Raw genomic sequence first — 19,041 nt, 5'->3', positions numbered from 1 at the left:
TAGCTACGACATTTTTTGTGTAAAATTTTTCTGAAAAATCTTTAGTCGTTCTCACAGACCCTCCATGTACATCAATAGTTTCGCTGTCTCCAGCTTTCATATAATCAGATATAATACGTTCAGTAATTTGCTTGAGTGATTCTGAACCTGTGGTTACATCTTTTGACACCATTTTTGCTGTCCCTACTTTCAATATATTATTATCCATAGGGAAAATCCATGAATACCCTTTGTAACACCATTTATCACCTAAGAAAAAAAACAGGTCATCTTTAAACCTATTATAAACGCTATCAGATACTTTAATCATGTACTCAACACCAGTACTAACTTCCATCTTTGGAAATTCACTTTTCTTATTGTAAATTACTTTTCTTGATGGCCCCGTAGCATCTACTATTAACTTAGCTTTTATGGCTAAGTTAGTCGTTCTTTTTTTGATTGTAAATATGCTATAATTTCACCATCTTTTGTGTACTCTTTTGACACGTATGAAAACCCCATTAAAACATCACCTCCATTAGCAGCACAATCATCTGCCAAATATTGTCTGAATTTCGCAAAATCTAATACGACTCCTTTATTTTCATTGGCTGTCCATTGCTTACATTCGTTTGAACTTTGCATCGTAAAGTTTTTCCAATACCTACTAACAACAAATTTAGGAAGCTTAAATTCGTTAAATCCTTGCAAAGACATTCCTGCACTTGAAAAATTATTGTCGTAAAAAGAAGTAAAACGCTCTACTAATAAAACACTCAGTCCTGATTTAGCTATATTTCGAGCACATTGTCCTCCAGCTGGATCCGCTCCTATTACGATAACGTCGTATTTTTCTTTCATTAATTTTAAGATTTATTTGCTAGTTGACCACAAGCTGCATCGATATCTTTTCCGCGTGAACGACGAACGTTTACGGTAATATCATGCATTTCTAAATTCGATATATAATTGTTGATTGCTTCTGGACTTGCTTGTTGAAACTCACCATCATCAATAGGATTATATTCTATTAAATTAACCTTACAAGGAACGTATTTACAAAACTGAATTAAGGCATTAATATCCTCTCTTTTATCGTTAATTCCTCCCCAAACTACATATTCGTACGTAATCATTCTCTCGGTTTTCTCGTACCAATATTCTAACGCTTCTTTTAAATCTTTTAACGGAAAAGTAGCATTAAATGGCATGATAGATGTACGAACCTCATCAATAGCAGAGTGTAATGAAACAGCTAAATTAAATTTAACCTCATCATCTGCCATTTTCTTAATTATTTTAGGCACGCCTGATGTAGAAACCGTAATACGTTTAGGAGACATTCCTAAACCTTCTGGAGACGTAATTTTATCGATCGATTTAATTACGTTGTTGTAATTCATCAAAGGTTCTCCCATCCCCATAAAAACAATATTAGAAAGCTTTCTATCATAGTACAACAAGCTTTCTTTATTGATGGCTGCTACCTGATCGTAAATCTCATCTGGATTTAAGTTTCGCATTCTTTTTAAACGAGATGTTGCACAAAAACGACAATCTAAACTACAACCAACTTGGCTAGATACACAAGCTGTTGTTCGTGTTTTTGTTGGTATTAAAACCGACTCTACCACTAAACCATCGTGTAAACGAACTGCGTTTTTTACAGTACCGTCTTTACTACGTTGCATATTATCAACCTGAATATGGTTGATAACAAAATTTTCGTCTAGCATTTTACGAGTGTCTTTCGATAAATTGGTCATATCATCAAATGAATGTGCCGATTTACTCCACAGCCATTCATATATCTGATTACCACGAAATGCCTTATCTCCGTTTGCTACAAAAAAATCACGTAATTGTTCTTTTGTTAATGCGCGTATGTCTTTTTTCTTAATTTCCATTGGGTGCAAAAATACACAAAACCTCACAAGTAATCTTGTGAGGTTTTATAATTCGTTTAAATCTATAGTATTATAAAATCAACATCGCATCTCCGTACGAGTGAAATTTATATTTTTCTTTAATTGCTTCTTGATATGCTTCCATCATAAAATCGTGTCCTGCGAAAGCAGAAACAGTCATCATTAAAGTTGATTTTGGTGTATGAAAATTTGTAATCATACAGTTTGCAACACTAAAATCAAATGGAGGAAATATAAATTTATTTGTCCAACCATCAAATTCCTTTAACTTACGTTTAGAAGTAATTGCAGATTCTGTTGCTCTCATTACAGTTGTTCCAACAGCACAAACTCTTTTCTTTTTAGCTAAAGCATCGTTTACCATATCTGCAGTGGCTTGCGTTACATTAATCTTTTCAGAGTCCATTTTATGCTTCGATAAATCTTCTACCTCAACCTGATTAAAAGTTCCTAAACCTACATGTAACGTAGTTTCAGCAAAATCTATTCCTTTAATTTCTAAACGCTTCATTAAGTGTTTAGAAAAATGTAATCCTGCTGCTGGTGCTGCAACAGCCCCTTCATGTTTTGCATAAATTGTTTGGTAACGATCTTCATCTGTTGCCTCTACCTCACGCTTTATATATTTAGGCAATGGTGTTTCCCCTAACTTTACTAATTTCTCTCTAAACTCTTCGTATAGACCATCATATAAAAAACGTAAAGTTCTACCTCTTGATGTTGTATTATCAATAACCTCAGCTACTAAACTTTCGTCATCACCAAAAAATAACTTGTTTCCGATTCTAATCTTTCTTGCTGGATCTACTAATACATCCCACAAACGATTTTCAGCATTTAACTCACGTAATAAAAATACTTCAATACGTGCGCCAGTTTTTTCTTTATTCCCGTACATACGAGCAGGAAAAACCTTTGTATTGTTTAACATCATTACATCTCCTTCATCAAAATAATTGATTAAATCTTTAAATAATTTATGTTCAATTTTTTGAGTATCTCTGTGCAACACCATTAAACGTGCTTCATCTCTATGCTCTGATGGATATTCTGCTAATAATTCATCTGGTAATTCAAAACTAAAATTCGATAACTTCATAAATCTTTTTTTCGTATGCGCAAATATACAATCTCGGCATAGGCCTTGTCAAGCAATTCGGCTTTTATTTTCCTTTAATCGTTTCTATTCCTACTTGTTGCATATCTTTCCAAAAATTACGGTACGATTTCGTAACTACTTCTGCATCTAAAATTTCAATACTTGTTTTTAATGCTAGTGGTGTAAATGCCATTGCCATTCTATGATCGTTATAAGTGGCTATATTTATATTTTTATTGATGCTATTTGCAACCTTTAAATGCAAACTTTGATTAGTTATACTAATATTTGCTCCTAACTTAGTTAATTCTGCTTTTAAAGCTTCTAATCGATCGGTTTCTTTTATTTTTAAGGTATGTAATCCTGATAAATCACAAGCAACTCCTAATCCAAAACAAGTTACTGTAATCGTCTGAGCAATATCTGGCGCATTTTTTAAATCCTCGTTTAAAATAGCAGTATTATGTATTGCTTCTTTCGTTAAAACAATGGTGTTTTCTTGAAACGTAGTTACAACTCCAAAATGATTATAAATTCTTGCTAAGCAATTATCACCTTGTAAACTATCTTTTTTATAGGCTGATAATTTCACTGACGATCCTATTTCACTCAATGCAATTAGCGAATAAAAATAAGATGCAGAACTCCAATCTGATTCTACTACGATATCCTGAGCAGATACTTCAGGTTGATTTTTAATAGTGATAACACTCCCCTCAAAACTTGCAGAAACACCTATTTGATGTAACAAAGTTAATGTCATTTTTATATACGGAACAGAAGTAATATTACCTTTTAATTCAATTACTAATCCGTTTTTTAAACTTGATGCAATTAACATTAAAGCCGAAATATATTGACTACTTACATTACCATCAATAGCAACTTTAGCTATCAACAATTCTTTTCCTGTAATTTTAATTGGCGGGTATCCGTCTTTTTCTAAATACTCAATATCGGCACCTAAGTCACGAAGAGCATTTACTAATATTTCAATCGGTCGATTATGCATTCTGTCTGACCCTTGTAACACTTTTACAGCACCTTTTTTACTAGCAAAAAAAGCAGTTAAAAAACGCATTGCTGTACCAGCATGACCAATATCTGCAATTTCATTTTCCGACGACAATGCTTCTTGTAAATGATGCGTATCATCAGAGTCTGATAAATTATGAATGCTAATATTCGGATATAATTGCTGTAAAATTAATAACCTGTTAGATTCACTTTTTGAACCCGAAATAGTTACTTCAGTATTAATTTTAGAGTCTTTTTTGGTTGCTAGTTGTAAGTTCATTTATGTAGACTTCCTTATGTTATATCGATTCAGAATGACGTTTTGATATTGAATTAGACATTCATATTATTTATTTTTCCACGCATTATTCCATCCTTTTCTTACAGCGTGAAAAACTCTAAAAAAGAAACCAAAAACTAAAGCTTGAATTAAAATTCTTCTCCAATCGAAAGCTATTCCTTCAAATAATAAACTTGCAATAAAATTGGTGATAATAAACATTAAAAACAATACAGGAACGTAGATTAACAGATATTTAATTAATGATATTTTGTGAATCAATTCCGTTTCTTCGTTAATGTTTTTATTTAATTTATCTTCTAGTTTTTCGAAACTCATTATCTATTTTATTCTTTTATTCACCACATATATGGCATAAAAAATACTAACAGTTACTTTAGTTAACCAAAAACGCTTCCATTTTCCTTCTGAAAAATTAATAGTGTTTACAGTTTCAAAATCCGCAGAAAATAAAGCGCCTCCACTATTTACTAATAATGAGAATATTGATACAACCACTAAAAAAGGAACACCTACTTTAAGTACATTAATCCAAAAAGATCCTTTTTGTATATTTTTAATAAGACTCATCTATTTTAATTTTTCGTTGTTATGATGACGATCGTGATCGCGTTTTGTTTTTATATCTAATTTTTTATCAAAAGCTTCTTGAAGGTTAATTCCAGTTTGGTTTGCTAAACACAATACTACAAACATAACATCTGCTAACTCCTCACCTAAATCTTTATTTTTATCGCTCTCTTTTTCACTTTGTTCGCCATAACGACGTGCAATAATCCTTGCTACTTCTCCTACTTCTTCTGTTAATTGCGCCATGTTTGTTAATTCGTTAAAATAACGAACTCCATGATTTTTAATCCAATTATCAACTTCTTTTTGAGCGTCTTGTATATTCATTTTTACTTCATCATTTAAAATTCAAATATAAATATTTCTTTCGGGCTAATTAATTCGCCATGGCGGATTTTTTCTATTCTTTCCTGCTTTAAACAAAACAATCTTATTTCCATCAGGATCTAACAAATGTGCTTCTCGCCACAACCAACTTTCGTCTTTTGGTAATTGTGAAAATACAATACCTTTTTCTTGAAGATTCTTTAATAACTCATCTAAATTTTCATCTTCAAAATAAACAACAACACCGTTCTCTTTAGGCAACGCATCTACCAAGTGAATTGAAAAAGTAGCTTCACCTTCTGGTACTTCAAAACGGACATACCTAGGTTTTGCATCTACAATAAGATGCAAACCTAGTTTTTGGTAAAAAAGCGTTGCTTTTTCAACATCTAAAGACGGAATTGTAACTTGATTTAAATTCATGCTACAACCTTTTCTTTTTTAACTACTCTAGATAACATCCATAAGAAAAACAAACCTATTATAGTCATAATTGTTATAATCCACCAAGTTTTATCAAACCCCAAAGCAGCTACTAACTGCATTCCTGAATTATGACCAAAAATATGTGCCAACGAAAAAGCAATACTATAATATGCCATATATTCTCCTTGATTTCCTTTTTTTGCACGCTCCATTACAAAAGCATTCGAAAACGGAAAAGCAATCATTTCTCCTATTGTCATAAACAACATTCCGATAATTAAAACACCTACCCAACCTGTTAAGTTTAGTACTAAAAAACTTATTCCTGTTAAAAACAAACCTACAAACATTAAGCGTTCTTTTGAATATTTACTTTCTTCTAACCACTTGATTAATGGCATTTCTAATAAAAAGATTAAAAAACCATTCATCCCCATTAACAAACCAATCTCTAATTCAGATAAATAATGAGCATCTTTATAATACAACGGAATTGTTGAAAAATACTGTAAAAACACAAATCCGAAGATAAACATCGCTACAAAAAACACCCAAAAAGCCTTATCTGAAAATACGGAAACAGGGTTCTCTACTTTTAATTCATCTAATGTTTTTGCTTTTTTAGGATTCAATACATTCATTAATAAAAAAGTAGCCAAAATACATGTAATACCATCAACCCAAAACAACCCATTATAACTTAAAGAAGTAATAATAATTCCGCCAACTGCTGATCCTGCAGAAAAACCTAAATTTATTGCCAAACGAATAAGTGTTACCGAACGTGTTTTATTTTCAGGCTTACTGTAAGCACTTAAAGCAACAAACATAGCAGGTCTAAAAGTATCTGCAACTAACATTACAAAGAAAATACCAATACAAAAACCATAAAAAGTAGTTACAAATTGTAATGCTAAAAAGAGTAAACCTGTTAAAAACAAGCTTGTTTTCATTACTTTATACGAGCCTATTTTATCGGTTAATTTTCCGCCTAACCAAGAACCAATAACAGAACCTAAACCAAAACAAGTCATAATCCAACCAATATCAGGCTTAGAAAATTCTAGTTTTTCTGATAAATAAATTGACAAAAATGGAATTACCATTGTACCCGCTCTGTTTATTAAGGTGATTAAAGCGAGCCACCAAACTTCGGTAGAGAGCCCTTTAAAAGTCTCGATATAATTAAAGTATAGTTTTTTCATAATCTGTGGTTTAGTTGTTTTGAGTTTGATATAAAAATAAAAAGTCCGACTGTGAAGTCGGACTTTTTATAATTGATATATTTTATATTTAAATAATCATAATACATAAATAGCCCGACAGGTACCGTATCTCACGATCCATTTACATTGCTTATATGTATTAAAATTTGTCATTTTAGTATTAATTGAAGCGTAAAACTATAAAAAAAAGAAATAGGTTTTACAAAACACTATTTTAAAACCTTATTTCATATTGATTCTAAATAAATTACTCCTAATTACTTGTTCGCTTCAAAGTAATTCTCGACTCTGCTCGAACTAACAACTATTATAAATTTATTTCTATTGAATTTTATACAAAATAGGCTTACTTGGAGTGGCATCATTCTCAAAAGGAGCAATCATTAAATTTAAAAAATAGGCTCCGTCTTTTATTGAATTTTTCACGTAAATAAACTCTGTAATCGTTGCATCAAAACGAATTTCATTTGCGGTATTCCAAAAAGCATTATGTGCTAACAACTTCCCTTCATCTTTTTCTTTATCTACCGAAGGTAAATCTATTAACAAATGTTTTATTCCTATTTCTTTCAAATAAGAAGCGGCTGCTTCTAATAAGTAAGGCGGGTTTGTATTTGAATAACGAGTGCTTGTTTTTTTATCAGAATTTGGTAAAGTTCTAATAACAACTGCTTCGCTTTCTTTTCCTTTTAAAATCTTTTCTAACTGTTCTTTGGTAATAACAAAATCTCCATTTTTTATCTCCTTCGGTATTATTGTTACCACCTCAGCTAAGAAGAAAAATGTTTGTAAGTTTTTATTTACAGAGTGTATTTTTTTTGTAATATGCCCAACACACTCGGTATGTGTTATGTGCGCATGCGGATTAAAAGAAATATTGTTAAAATTAACATCTGCTCCTTTAGAAACGCTACCAATCCAATCACCTTCTTTTACTGGCTTAATTTCTGGTTCACCAACATACCATGCATTTATATTTTCTTTTAAAACATCTATTGAAATAGAAATATCTAACGGTTCTGATAAATCTATTTGATATTTTTTCGAATTATGCTGTATCTCTGCAATCATGTTTTTCTTATTTAATTATAAATAATTCTGAAGCTAAACCGTCTGCCAAAAACTTTCCTTTTGGAGTTGTTTTTAACTTCTCGACTCCGCTCGAAGTGACACTAATTTCTAGCAAACCTTCCTCTATAAATTTTTGTGATGAAATTAATAATTGCTCTTTAAAATCTTCATCAACCTCATTTAATGAAACGCCCCAAATAGTTCGTAAGCCTGTCATTAAATATTCGTTAAACTGATCTTCTTTTGATAATTCTTCTATTTCATTAGGGAGGTTACCTTGCTGAAGTTCCTTTATATATTTTGCATTGTTGGCAACATTCCAACTACGATGTGTTTTACTAAACGAATGTGCAGATGGACCAATACCAATGTATTTTTTACCCAACCAATAACTTGTATTATGTTTCGAAAAATAAGCTGGTTTTCCAAAATTTGAAATTTCGTAATGTATAAATCCGTTTTTGGCAGTTTCTGCTACTAAAATATCAAAATGCTCTTTTGCTACCGTTTCATCGGGTTCGGGATATTTTCCGTTTTTCACAAAATTATCCAACACTGTTTTTGGCTCAACTGTTAAGGCGTAGCTTGAGATATGATTCACGCCAAAATCGAACGCTATTTGTAAGTTTTCTTTCCAGCGTTCGTTACTCATATTCGGAACACCATAAATTAAATCCACCGTAATATTATCAAAGCTGCCAATGGCAGCAGATAGGCAATCTCTAGCTTCTTTTGAATTATGTGCACGATTCATGCTTTTTAAATCCTCTTCAAAAAAAGATTGCACGCCAATACTTAATCTGTTAATAGGTGATTTTGCTAATTCTAAAATTTTAGCTTCGGATAAATCATCAGGGTTGGCTTCTAAAGTAATTTCTGGATTTTCTATTACTTTATAATTTTGATGAATAGCATCTAACAACGTTTCTATTTCTTCTTTTGATAATAAAGATGGTGTTCCTCCTCCGAAATAAATAGTTTCTATCCTTTCGTTTGCTAATTCTTCTTTCCGTATTTCAAGCTCTTTTACCATGCATAAAACCAAATCATCTTTCTTTTTTAAAGAAGTAGAAAAATGGAAGTCGCAATAAAAACATGCTTGCTTACAAAACGGTATGTGTAGATAGATTCCTGCCAAATCAGTTTAGTAAATTTTTATCTTTTTTATAGTGATAAATAAATTGCTCTACGTTTTCTAGTTCAGAAGGTCTATTTGTAAGAGAAAAGGACTTTATATAATCAGAATCTATTTGTATAATTAATTCAGGTTTATACTCTTCAATTCTTTTATAAATAAGGCCTACATCAATTAACTCTTCCATATACTTATAATTTCGTAAATCTAAATTAATAAAAATACCAGAAGTTGAAAAAGGAGCAAAATTTCGTATCAATTTTAATATATTATTAAAACTTTCAGTATTGTTTTCAATATATTTATTAAAAGAACCTTTATCTTTTTCTTTCCATAAAGACATCATCATTTTATAATGTGAGTGCTCTTTTGTTAAATCGTAAAAAAAAGGAATAGGTTTGCCTAAATATTCTTCTTTTGTTTTAAGTACAATCAAGCTTTCTAATTCCTTTTTAATTGCTATTTTTAATTGAATTGTCCTTGTAAAATAACATAAGTGGTAAATACTTAACTTTTTTGCTAATTCAATAATACCTTCATTATTATTTCTTTTATCTAAAACAGAAGCAATTAATTCTATAACTCTTAAAAGATAAGTCGAACCTAAAACATCTTTCTCTGTTTCTGGAAATAAATCTAAATTTGAAAATATGAAGTCATATAAAAATATATGATTTAGACTATCTTCGATTATTAAATCTTCTATAACGCTATAGAAACGATGAACTTCTAAATTATATTTATCTCTCAAATCAATAAGAACACTTTCTAACTCTTTTTCATTTTCATCAATTATATATTGAAGTATTTGCCTATTTTTTACAACAGAAACTTTTCCCTCCATATGATATGAAAAATATTTTTCGAAATGATTAGGATGATTTATTTTGAATTGAATATTTGAAGTTTCAATAGCGTTTTTGCCATTATTAGACTCCATTCTCATAATAAAATCTTTATTATCTGGAAATAATATTTCTACAATTCCTTTGGAATGCTCGTTAAATATTTCATCTTTATTTACTACACTTGTTGAGTACTTAATTATAGTACTACTAGCTATTAACTTTTCTTCTATATTAGGAAAATTATATTTTTTTATAACATCAAAAACATTAGTGTATTTCACTTTCAAATATTCAATCCAAAATAAATCTCTTAAATTAACTTCTTCTCCAATAGCAAAAGCACTCACAAAAAAACTATTAAAAACTCTTATTACTTCTCTAGCACTTCTAAAATAATGAGGCCTAAATTCATTTCTAATCTCATTTATTTCTTCTTTTCTATCAGAAAAACCTAAATTATCAATTACTTCTTTAAATTTTACATTAAAAAAATGTTTAAAATCAACTGTTTCAATTTTAGGTAAATGAATTGGAATATTAATAATTTTTTCTAAAAATAATTTTCCATCATCACTTGTTTCTCCATAACGTTGCCCTATTGCTTTAGCTACATGATTTTCATCTAAAGCAACGATATATACAAAATTATTAAAATTCGCATTTAATTTTATCAGCTTTAAAATAGTATATATTTCATCTTTATCAAGACGGTCAATATCATCAATAAATACGACTATTTTATATTTAGATTCCTCTAGTTTTTTATTGATATTATCTATTATCACCTCTAAAACAGGCTTTTCTCCTGTAAAATCTTCGCCTAAAGATTTCATGATTTCACTTATATCTAAAGTAGCACTAACTTTATTTGAAGGACTTAATCCCGCAGAAGCAGAAACTTTAATAGCTTTTGCATATTTACTATATTTTAAAAGCTGTTTTCCTACTTTTTGAAGTATTTCATTTTCTTTATTAACAAACATCATTTTTGAAAGTCCATCAAAAAAATCAAAAAGCATTTCTTCTTCGGTGCTATATCTCCAAGGATTAAAATGATATTTTAAAACCCCTTTTTGTCCTTTTCCTTTTTTCCCTAAATCAATTTTATTTTCAACTAAATTTAAAAATGACGTTTTACCCTCACCCCATTTACCATAAATACCAATAGTTAAAGGCTCCGAGTTATTTGAATTATTTTGAATTATTTTTTGAACTTTTTTAGCATAATGCTTAAAGTTAAAAAGGTCTACTCCATTTTTCCCAATTGGCAAATCACTTAAATTCATTATCTATTCTATTTCTTAACTCGTTTTTCATTCTGCTTCACAAAACTTGCCCAACCGGTATAGTTCTTTCCTCCTACTTTTGTCCCTGAATTATAGTGATGACAAACCGCGGCTGCTAATCCATCAGTAGCATCTAAATTTTTAGGCAATGTTTTTAAATTTAATAACGACTTTAGCATTAAAGCAACTTGCTCTTTACTTGCTTTTCCGCTACCTGTAATTGCCATTTTAATTTTTAGTGGCGCATATTCTGTTACTGGTATTTCACGTGACAATGCTGCTGCCATAGCCACTCCTTGTGCACGACCAAGCTTTAACATCGATTGTACGTTTTTACCAAAAAAAGGAGCTTCTAATGCTACTTCATCAGGTTTATAAGTATCTATTAATTCAATCGTACGTTCAAAAATTAACTTTAGTTTTAAATAATGATCGTCGTATTTTTTTAAAATCAATTCATTCATCTGAACGAATTCAATTTTTTTTCCTACCACTTTTATAATTCCGAACCCCATAATAGAAGTTCCGGGATCAATTCCTAAAATAATTTTCTCTGTCTTCAAATTTTAATTTCTATAAAGCTAAACTAATCAATTAAATAATGATTTTTATTAAGTAGTATTTTACTAAACTTCTAAAGAAGTAAACTTAAAAGTATTTCCGTCAAACAATCCTTTATCAGATAATTTTAACGCGGGTATTACCAACAATGCCATAAAAGACAAGCTCATATAAGGTGCTCGTAATTTACTTCCCATTTGTTTAGCCATTTCATCTAACGCGGCATACGTTTTACCTATTTCTTCAGCGGGTTTATCAGACATGATTCCTGCTACAGGTAACGAAACTATTTTTTCTTCGGATGCTGAAACAGCACAAACTCCGCCTTTATTAGCTATTAATAAATTTACGGCCTTACATATAGCTTCATCAGAAACTCCGACTGCTATAATATTATGAGAATCGTGCCCAACCGAACTAGCAATAGCACCTTCTTTTAACCCGAAATTTTTAATAAAAGCTATTGATGGATCAGCATTTTTATAACGATTTACAACCGTCATTTTTAATACATCAGTTTCTGTATTAGAAACTAAATTTCCATTTTTAATCAAAGCATCCGCTTTAACTTCATTCGTTACCAATTCACCATCTAATGCTTCAATAACTCTAATTTTTGCAGCAGTAGATTTAAATTCAAAATCAACTACTTCCTTTTTATCTGTATTAAAATTATTCAACACTTTAAAAGGAACTGACTTTACAAACGACTTTCCGTTTTCAGCAACCAATTCACCGTTTATATATGTTTGTAAAACTTTAAACTTCTCTAAATCTTCAACAATAATAAAATCTGCATTATCTCCTTGTTCTAACAAACCAACATCTAAATTATAGTGTTTTACAGGATTTATACAAGCCGCTTGTAATACTTTAAAAACATCTATTCCTTTTGCTACCGCACGCTCACACAACTCATTTAAATGACCTAACAATAAATCATCAGGATGCTTATCATCAGAGCAAAACATCATATTTTCGAAATGATCAGGCAATAAATCAATCAATGCTTCGAAATTTTTAGCCGCACTTCCTTCACGAATAATTACTTTCATTCCTTTTTGAAGCTTCTCTAAAGCCTCATCATAAGTAAAACATTCGTGGTCGGTAGAAATTCCTGCCGATATATATTTTGTAACATCATCGCCTCTTAAACCTGGCGCATGACCGTCAATAGGTTTGTTATTATTTTTTGCATGCTGAATCTTTTTTAAAACCTCTTCATCATCAAATAAAACTCCAGGATAATTCATCATTTCTGCTAAATACTTGATATCAGCATTTTCTAGCATCAATTTAATATCTTCAGAATCGATAATTGCCCCTGCACTTTCAAAAGATGTTGCAGGTACACAACTTGGTGCACCAAAATTAAATTTTAACGGAACTTTTTTTCCGTTTTCAATCATAAACTCAACACCTTTTACACCTAATACATTTGCTATTTCATGCGGATCAGAAACAGTTGCAACCGTACCATGAACAACTGCTATTTTAGCAAATTCTGAAGGCACTAACATTGAACTTTCAATATGAATATGCGCATCTACAAAACCTGGAAGAATATAATTGTCGACAGCGTGATTAACTTCTCTAATTACTGTTATTTTTCCGTTTACAACCTCAACTTCTCCTTTGTAGATTCGTTTGTTTTGTATGTCTACTATATTTCCTTGTACAATCATGCTATTGGTTTTAAAGCTACAAAAATAGGTAGTATTTACGCATAAAAAAAGCATCCTTTCGGATGCTTTTTACTATTTATTTTTTAACATTTGGTGATTCACCTGCTAAAATTTCAGCATTTGCATTTTCTTCAAACTTCTTAAAGTTTTCTCTAAATGAATCTGCTAATTTATGTGCTGTTTTATAGTACTCTTCATCGTTATTCCAAGCTTGTCGTTGGCTTAACATTTCTGAAGGAACTCCAGGACATTTTCTTGGTTGTGCTAAACCAAATACTGAATGTGTGTGGTAGTTTTCTTCGTTTACATCACCTAAAGCTCCGCTTAATGCAGCGTTAATCATGGCACGTGTATATTTCAACTTCATTCTATGACCAATTCCGTAAGGACCTGCTGTCCAACCAGTATTTATCAACCAAACATTTACCCCTGTTTCTTTCATTTTTTCGCTTAACATTTCTGCATAACGAGTTGGATGTAAAGGCATAAATGGCGCTCCGAAACATGCTGAAAAACTTGGTAATGGTTCTGTAACTCCCGCTTCTGTACCTGCTACTTTAGCTGTATAACCTGATATAAAATGGTATGCTGCCTGACCTGGTGTTAACCTAGATATTGGAGGCAATACACCGAAAGCATCTGCAGTTAAGAAAAATATATTTTTAGGATTTTTCCCTGTTGATGGTGTTTGAATATTTTCGATATGATGTATCGGGTAACTTACACGTGTATTTTGTGTAATTGACGTGTCATGAAAATCTACATCTCCTTTAGCATCCATCACAACATTTTCAAGGATTGCTCCTCTTTTAATAGCTGCGTAAATCTCTGGTTCTTTATCTTTAGAAAGGTCGATTACTTTTGCGTAACAACCACCTTCAAAATTGAAAACAGTGTTTTCAGAAGTCCAACCATGTTCATCATCACCAATCAAACTACGATTTGGATCTGTAGATAATGTTGTTTTACCGGTACCTGATAATCCGAAGAAAATAGCCGTATCACCTTCTTTACCAATATTTGCAGAACAATGCATTGGTAAGGTGTTTTTAAACACCGGTAAAATAAAGTTTAATGCAGAAAAAATTCCTTTTTTAATTTCACCTGTATAACCTGTTCCACCAATTAAAGCAATCTTTTTTTCGAAGTTTAAAATAGCAAAGTTATGCTGACGTGTTCCGTCAACTTTTGGATCTGCCATAAAACCTGGTGCATTAATTACGATCCATTCTGGAGAAAAATCTTTTAATTCTTCAGCTGTTGGGCGTAAAAACATGTTATATGCAAACATGTTACTCCAAGGATATTCGTTAACTACTCTAATATTTAATTTGTAATCTGCGTCTGCACAAGCATAGCTATCACGTACAAATATTTCTTTATTAGAAAGATAATCCGTTACCTTATTATATAACTTATCAAATTTATCTGAATCGAAAGGTAAATTTACATCCCCCCACCAAACTTCATCTTTTGTTATAGCATCTTTAACAATAAAGCGATCCATTGGTGAACGCCCAGTAAATTCGCCTGTTTCAACAGCTAACGCTCCTGAACTACTATTTACTCCTTGTTTTTTCTCAATTGTTATGTTGTGTAATTCGTCTGAAGTTAATTGATAACGAACCGTAGCATCCTTAATTCCTAAGTTATCTAACGATATCGTTTTCGTATCAATATTTGTCATCTTAAATTAATTTAGTTGTGTTTAATTTCACACAAAAATAGTGCTTTTTGATTAAACTGATTAATCATTGAAATATTTTATCAACTATTATTACTTAATAACTTTTTTTAAGAACCGAAAAGCCATCAAAGACCAACCTATTATTAACAACAACCCTCCTAGTGGAGTTACAAACCAAATCGACTTAGCCGGTACTCCTATTAAGTGTATCATATAAATTGATCCTGAAAATAAAATAATCCCGCCTATTAATAAAAAACTGATACTATTCTTTTGTTTTAAATTAAATTCTTTAAATGTATTTACAAAAAGTAAGAGTAAAACATGTAAAAATTGATATCTCACTGCTGTTTCAAAACTTTGCATTGCTGCTGGACTTAATTTTGATTTCAAAGCATGGGCTCCGAAGGCTCCTAAAACAACTGCGATAATTCCTAACACAGCTGCTATTGTTAAATTTTTATACATTTATAGTGTTTTTGTTTAATTTTAAACTTTTTTAACGATATTGTGACTTCAAATTTTAAGACAACTAAAGTACATTATAAATGAGAAATATATTAATTATTGGAGCAGGTAGATCTTGCTCGTCTCTTATAAAATATTTATTAGATAAATCTACATCAGAAAACTTACACCTAACTATTGGTGATGTTTCTATTGAAAATGCAACATCAATAATTAATAACCATAAAAATGCGACTGCAATAGAGCTAGATGTTTTTAATGCAGCGCAACGTACGGAAGCTGTAAAAAACGCTGATATTGTTATCTCAATGCTCCCTGCTCGTTTTCATATTGAAGTTGCCAAAGATTGTATCAATTATAATAAACACATGGTTACAGCTTCTTATGTTTCTGATGAAATGAAAGCTTTAGACGAGCAAGCAAAAACGAAAGGTTTAGTGTTTATGAATGAAATTGGCTTAGACCCAGGAATAGACCACATGAGCGCAATGCAAATTATTGATAAAATTCATGACAAAGGTGCTAAAATGTTACTTTTCGAATCTTTTACTGGTGGATTGGTTGCTCCTGAAAGCGATACTAATTTATGGAATTACAAATTTACATGGAATCCAAGAAATGTTGTATTAGCTGGCCAGGGTGGCGCTGCCATGTTTATTCAAGAAAACACATATAAATACATACCTTATCACAAACTTTTTAGAAGAACCGAATTTTTAAATATTGATGGCTATGGTAAATTTGAAGGCTATGCAAATCGCGATTCTTTAAAATATAGAAGCATCTATAATTTAGAAAACGTACCAACAATGTACAGAGGTACGATTAGAAAGGTTGGTTTTTCTAGAGCTTGGAATGTTTTTGTTCAATTAGGAATGACAGATGACTCTTATACTATTGAAAATTCTAAAAACTTAAGTTACCGTGATTTTACTAATTTATTTTTAGCTTATTCTCCTACTGATTCTGTAGAATTAAAATTCCGCTCTTATCTAAAAATAGATCAAGATGATATTATGTGGGATAAATTTTTAGAATTAGATATTTTTAATGCTGATAAAAAAATAAGTCTTGCAAATGCAACTCCTGCTGAGATATTACAAGAAATATTGTCAGAAAAATGGACACTTGAAGCTGATGATAAAGATATGATTGTAATGCATCATAAATTTGGGTACGAAGACAAACAAGAAAAGTATCAAATAGAAAGTAGTATGGTTATTAAAGGCGATGATCAAACGTATACTGCAATGGCAAAAACTGTTGGTTTACCTGTAGCGATGGCTACTTTACGTATTTTAAATGGCAATATTACAACCCCTGGTGTTCAGTTACCAATTACCAAAGAAGTGTATGCACCTATTTTAAAGGAATTGGAAGAATATGGAATCACTTTTGTAGAGAAAAAAGTACCGTATTTAGGTTATAACTCAGAAACTTTATAGCAATATATTTAACTCAATTCTAAATTTATTTTCTAATAACTTAGATAAGTTACAACATAGTAAACTACTATTTCATAATATAAGAAAGGCATCAATTTATTGATGCCTTTCTTATACACCTCTTTTTTTTAAAGAATAAATATAGCTTGATTTTTAAATAATTTAAAGTTAGTTTTGCAGCCCCCGATTTTTACTAATTAAAACAGTATCACACCCTTAACACTATTTAGTTAAATTTTAAAAATCAACAATGAAAAAATCAATCTTTTTTTTAATCACTTTCTTTCTTTTATTTTTCCAATCCAATACTACCACTGCTCAAGACAATTTTAAAACTCCTTACGGAAACAATAAAGCTGTTGGAAAATATGTTAAAATAAATGGTGCTAAAATTTATTATGAACAGTACGGAAAAGGAGAACCACTATTAATAATACACAGTTGTGGTACAGATATTAAGGCGATGGAGTATCAAATTGACTACTTTAAAGATAAATATAGAGTAATTGTTGCTGATAGTAGAGGGCAAGGTAAATCTGAATTAAAAACAAGATCTTTAACCTATCTTCAAATGGCAAAAGATCTAGAAAAACTTACAAAACATTTAAATTTACCTTCAATAAACATTCTTGGTTGGAGTGATGGTGGTATCATTGGGTTAAAAATGGGTATCAGAAATAAAGTGAAAATTAATAAAATCGTTACCATGGGCCGAATTTAAGATTCGACAATACTGCGGTTAACGACTGGGCAATTCAGCAAGTTAAAGATATGCACGCTCAAACATTAAAAATGATTAAAAAAGGTGATACTTCTAAAGACTGGAAAAAAGAATTAAAATTAGATGAATTACTTTTAAACCAACCAGATATAAGTCATGCCGATTTACAAAAAATAAACGCACCTGTATTAATTACAATTGGAGATAGAGATATTATTAAAAACCAACATGCTGTTGAAATTTTTGATAATATTAAAAAGTCTCAATTATGTATCGTTCCTGGTGCAAACCATGGGATTCCTCGTAATAGCGCAAAAAACTTCAACGAAATAGCAGAGAAGTTTTTAGCAAGCGATTTTGATTACAGTGATAAAAACTAACTGTAAAAATTACATTTTTAAATAAAATTTTTTGGTAAGATTCACATAGGCATCAGTATACTGATGCCTTTCTTTTTCTATAACTAAATTTTCTTTTTCAATCTCTTTTTCTTCAAAAGAAAACGCTAATAAACTTCTTTTTATTTTGGTGTTTTTATTGCCTTTTACATGGCAAACTTTATTTAAGAACAAATTATTAGTATTCGCTAACTTCACAAAGTTCTCTTCTTCCTTAAAAGGAATAATAACAGAGAATATTCCTTTTTTTGATAAAATTTTTGAAACCCCTATTATTAATTCTTCAAAAGATAATGACGAGGTAAAGCGTGCTTTATTACGAGCTTCATTCTCAGTCTCAAAATTATCAGTATAAAATGGTGGATTAGAAACTATAACATCATACTGCTCTTCCTCTTCTGCCATCTCTTTAGCAAATTCATTAAAAGAAGCATTGTAGCAAAACAATCGATCTCCCCAATCTGATTGCTCAAAATTCTCTACCGTTTGCTCATAAGCATCTTCATCAATTTCAACAGCATCAACAGTCATAGCATCACTTCGTTGCGCTAACATTAGCGAAATAACACCTGTACCAGAACCGATATCTAAAAGGGCATCAGGATATTCTCCTAAAAAACACCAAGCTCCTAACAAAACGGCATCAGTACCAATTTTCATGGCTGTTTTATCCTGATTTACAGTAAACTCTTTAAATTGAAATGGTTTCATTTAGAAAAATCTTCCGATTATTTTATCTGCATTAAAAAACAAGTACAAAACAACAACTAGCACTCCTATTAAGTACAATCCTTTCTTTGGCTTTGTTTCTTTTTTATTACCAAAACGTCTTTTAAATTTCATTTTTATTATATTTTATG

21 protein-coding genes and 1 pseudogene are annotated in these 19,041 nt (G+C 30.7%); 3 read left to right on the top strand and 19 right to left on the bottom strand.

The genetic code is table 11. The features are described 5' to 3' along the window. Positions 1-64: 64 nt before the first annotated feature. The 17 genes and pseudogenes from PG912_RS13775 to PG912_RS02835 form a co-directional block, all read right to left on the bottom strand. Positions 65-310, bottom strand: a pseudogene (locus tag PG912_RS13775) (hypothetical protein); the annotation flags it as partial. Between the two features lie 107 nt (positions 311-417). Then, positions 418-843 carry an NAD(P)/FAD-dependent oxidoreductase gene (locus PG912_RS02910; RefSeq protein WP_275688415.1) on the bottom strand — a complete coding sequence of 142 codons (426 nt, stop codon included), beginning with the start codon at positions 841-843 and terminating at the stop codon, positions 418-420. A gap of 5 nt (positions 844-848) precedes the next feature. Next, on the bottom strand, positions 849-1,889 hold the full coding sequence (gene rlmN / locus PG912_RS02905; RefSeq protein ID WP_275688414.1) for a 23S rRNA (adenine(2503)-C(2))-methyltransferase RlmN: 1,041 nt from the start codon (positions 1,887-1,889) through the stop codon (positions 849-851). Positions 1,890-1,959: 70 nt separating this feature from the next. Next, positions 1,960-3,009, bottom strand: a complete 1,050-nt coding sequence (queA, locus tag PG912_RS02900) for a tRNA preQ1(34) S-adenosylmethionine ribosyltransferase-isomerase QueA (RefSeq protein WP_275688413.1) — start codon at positions 3,007-3,009, stop codon at positions 1,960-1,962. Positions 3,010-3,073: 64 nt separating this feature from the next. Continuing rightward, the gene (locus PG912_RS02895; RefSeq protein ID WP_275688412.1) at positions 3,074-4,306 is read right to left on the bottom strand and encodes a 3-phosphoshikimate 1-carboxyvinyltransferase; all 1,233 of its coding nucleotides are present in this window, start codon (positions 4,304-4,306) and stop codon (positions 3,074-3,076) included. Between the two features lie 66 nt (positions 4,307-4,372). Then, positions 4,373-4,645, bottom strand: a complete 273-nt coding sequence (locus PG912_RS02890; RefSeq protein ID WP_275688411.1) for a hypothetical protein — start codon at positions 4,643-4,645, stop codon at positions 4,373-4,375. 3 nt (positions 4,646-4,648) lie between these two features. Further along, positions 4,649-4,897 carry a hypothetical protein gene (locus PG912_RS02885; protein ID WP_275688410.1) on the bottom strand — a complete coding sequence of 83 codons (249 nt, stop codon included), beginning with the start codon at positions 4,895-4,897 and terminating at the stop codon, positions 4,649-4,651. Continuing rightward, positions 4,898-5,224, bottom strand: a complete 327-nt coding sequence (locus PG912_RS02880; RefSeq protein ID WP_218771382.1) for a nucleotide pyrophosphohydrolase — start codon at positions 5,222-5,224, stop codon at positions 4,898-4,900. Between the two features lie 45 nt (positions 5,225-5,269). Then, on the bottom strand, positions 5,270-5,647 hold the full coding sequence (locus PG912_RS02875) for a VOC family protein (protein WP_275688409.1): 378 nt from the start codon (positions 5,645-5,647) through the stop codon (positions 5,270-5,272). Then, positions 5,644-6,855: an MDR family MFS transporter gene (locus tag PG912_RS02870; RefSeq protein WP_275688408.1), complete on the bottom strand. Its 1,212-nt coding sequence runs from the start codon at positions 6,853-6,855 to the stop codon at positions 5,644-5,646. Before PG912_RS02870 ends, PG912_RS02875 begins: the two co-directional genes overlap by 4 nt. A gap of 342 nt (positions 6,856-7,197) precedes the next feature. Next, positions 7,198-7,947, bottom strand: a complete 750-nt coding sequence (locus PG912_RS02865) for a cyclase family protein (RefSeq protein WP_275688407.1) — start codon at positions 7,945-7,947, stop codon at positions 7,198-7,200. 7 nt (positions 7,948-7,954) lie between these two features. Next, positions 7,955-9,085, bottom strand: coding sequence for a radical SAM family heme chaperone HemW (gene hemW, locus PG912_RS02860; RefSeq protein ID WP_275688406.1), 1,131 nt, complete (start codon positions 9,083-9,085; stop codon positions 7,955-7,957). Position 9,086: 1 nt separating this feature from the next. Further along, positions 9,087-11,216: a KAP family P-loop NTPase fold protein gene (locus PG912_RS02855; RefSeq protein ID WP_275688405.1), complete on the bottom strand. Its 2,130-nt coding sequence runs from the start codon at positions 11,214-11,216 to the stop codon at positions 9,087-9,089. A gap of 8 nt (positions 11,217-11,224) precedes the next feature. Next, positions 11,225-11,779, bottom strand: coding sequence for a crossover junction endodeoxyribonuclease RuvC (gene ruvC, locus PG912_RS02850; protein ID WP_275688404.1), 555 nt, complete (start codon positions 11,777-11,779; stop codon positions 11,225-11,227). Positions 11,780-11,842: 63 nt separating this feature from the next. Next, positions 11,843-13,462 (bottom strand): adenine deaminase, encoded by a 1,620-nt coding sequence (gene ade / locus PG912_RS02845; RefSeq protein ID WP_275688403.1) that lies wholly within the window; start codon positions 13,460-13,462, stop codon positions 11,843-11,845. Between the two features lie 76 nt (positions 13,463-13,538). Beyond that, a complete protein-coding gene (pckA, locus tag PG912_RS02840) occupies positions 13,539-15,149 on the bottom strand; it encodes a phosphoenolpyruvate carboxykinase (ATP) (protein WP_275688402.1) in 1,611 nt (536 codons plus the stop codon). 90 nt (positions 15,150-15,239) lie between these two features. Further along, positions 15,240-15,617, bottom strand: coding sequence for a DUF423 domain-containing protein (locus tag PG912_RS02835; RefSeq protein ID WP_275688401.1), 378 nt, complete (start codon positions 15,615-15,617; stop codon positions 15,240-15,242). Positions 15,618-15,697: 80 nt separating this feature from the next. On the opposite strand from PG912_RS02835, the gene PG912_RS02830 reads away from it, so the two are divergent. From PG912_RS02830 to PG912_RS02820, 3 genes are all read left to right on the top strand, one after another. Continuing rightward, positions 15,698-17,062 carry a saccharopine dehydrogenase family protein gene (locus tag PG912_RS02830; RefSeq protein WP_275688400.1) on the top strand — a complete coding sequence of 455 codons (1,365 nt, stop codon included), beginning with the start codon at positions 15,698-15,700 and terminating at the stop codon, positions 17,060-17,062. A gap of 250 nt (positions 17,063-17,312) precedes the next feature. Then, positions 17,313-17,783 (top strand): alpha/beta fold hydrolase, encoded by a 471-nt coding sequence (locus PG912_RS02825; RefSeq protein ID WP_275688399.1) that lies wholly within the window; start codon positions 17,313-17,315, stop codon positions 17,781-17,783. A gap of 71 nt (positions 17,784-17,854) precedes the next feature. Next, positions 17,855-18,163 (top strand): alpha/beta fold hydrolase, encoded by a 309-nt coding sequence (locus tag PG912_RS02820; protein WP_275688398.1) that lies wholly within the window; start codon positions 17,855-17,857, stop codon positions 18,161-18,163. A 9-nt stretch (positions 18,164-18,172) separates the two neighbouring features. Here PG912_RS02820 and PG912_RS02815 read toward each other — a convergent pair whose 3' ends face one another. Together PG912_RS02815 and PG912_RS02810 are read right to left on the bottom strand one after the other, a co-directional pair. Beyond that, positions 18,173-18,892 (bottom strand): tRNA1(Val) (adenine(37)-N6)-methyltransferase, encoded by a 720-nt coding sequence (locus PG912_RS02815; protein ID WP_275688397.1) that lies wholly within the window; start codon positions 18,890-18,892, stop codon positions 18,173-18,175. Then, the gene (locus tag PG912_RS02810; protein ID WP_275688396.1) at positions 18,893-19,024 is read right to left on the bottom strand and encodes a hypothetical protein; all 132 of its coding nucleotides are present in this window, start codon (positions 19,022-19,024) and stop codon (positions 18,893-18,895) included. It lies immediately after the preceding gene. Positions 19,025-19,041 lie beyond the last annotated feature (17 nt).

Source organism: Tenacibaculum retecalamus (assembly GCF_027941755.1).
GTDB classification, from domain to species: Bacteria; Bacteroidota; Bacteroidia; order Flavobacteriales; family Flavobacteriaceae; genus Polaribacter; species Polaribacter haliotis_B.
Note: the sequence above shows the minus strand (reverse complement) of the source record. Positions and strands in the feature narration are given on the sequence as shown.

Bases quoted from the DNA above. Each gene is read 5' to 3' on its own strand.
- PG912_RS02890 (WP_275688411.1), bottom strand. From the start codon at position 4,645: ATGAGTTTCGAAAAACTAGAAGATAAATTAAATAAAAACATTAACGAA.
- PG912_RS02825 (WP_275688399.1), top strand. From the start codon at position 17,313: ATGAAAAAATCAATCTTTTTTTTAATCACTTTCTTTCTTTTATTTTTC.
- PG912_RS02835 (WP_275688401.1), bottom strand. From the start codon at position 15,617: ATGTATAAAAATTTAACAATAGCAGCTGTGTTAGGAATTATCGCAGTT.
- rlmN (WP_275688414.1), bottom strand. From the start codon at position 1,889: ATGGAAATTAAGAAAAAAGACATACGCGCATTAACAAAAGAACAATTA.
- PG912_RS02815 (WP_275688397.1), bottom strand. From the start codon at position 18,892: ATGAAACCATTTCAATTTAAAGAGTTTACTGTAAATCAGGATAAAACA.
- PG912_RS02820 (WP_275688398.1), top strand. From the start codon at position 17,855: ATGATTAAAAAAGGTGATACTTCTAAAGACTGGAAAAAAGAATTAAAA.
- PG912_RS02885 (WP_275688410.1), bottom strand. From the start codon at position 4,897: ATGAGTCTTATTAAAAATATACAAAAAGGATCTTTTTGGATTAATGTA.
- PG912_RS02910 (WP_275688415.1), bottom strand. From the start codon at position 843: ATGAAAGAAAAATACGACGTTATCGTAATAGGAGCGGATCCAGCTGGA.
- PG912_RS02830 (WP_275688400.1), top strand. From the start codon at position 15,698: ATGAGAAATATATTAATTATTGGAGCAGGTAGATCTTGCTCGTCTCTT.
- PG912_RS02810 (WP_275688396.1), bottom strand. From the start codon at position 19,024: ATGAAATTTAAAAGACGTTTTGGTAATAAAAAAGAAACAAAGCCAAAG.
- PG912_RS02870 (WP_275688408.1), bottom strand. From the start codon at position 6,855: ATGAAAAAACTATACTTTAATTATATCGAGACTTTTAAAGGGCTCTCT.
- PG912_RS02865 (WP_275688407.1), bottom strand. From the start codon at position 7,947: ATGATTGCAGAGATACAGCATAATTCGAAAAAATATCAAATAGATTTA.
- PG912_RS02880 (WP_218771382.1), bottom strand. From the start codon at position 5,224: ATGAATATACAAGACGCTCAAAAAGAAGTTGATAATTGGATTAAAAAT.
- queA (WP_275688413.1), bottom strand. From the start codon at position 3,009: ATGAAGTTATCGAATTTTAGTTTTGAATTACCAGATGAATTATTAGCA.
- pckA (WP_275688402.1), bottom strand. From the start codon at position 15,149: ATGACAAATATTGATACGAAAACGATATCGTTAGATAACTTAGGAATT.
- PG912_RS02895 (WP_275688412.1), bottom strand. From the start codon at position 4,306: ATGAACTTACAACTAGCAACCAAAAAAGACTCTAAAATTAATACTGAA.
- PG912_RS02875 (WP_275688409.1), bottom strand. From the start codon at position 5,647: ATGAATTTAAATCAAGTTACAATTCCGTCTTTAGATGTTGAAAAAGCA.
- ade (WP_275688403.1), bottom strand. From the start codon at position 13,462: ATGATTGTACAAGGAAATATAGTAGACATACAAAACAAACGAATCTAC.
- PG912_RS02855 (WP_275688405.1), bottom strand. From the start codon at position 11,216: ATGAATTTAAGTGATTTGCCAATTGGGAAAAATGGAGTAGACCTTTTT.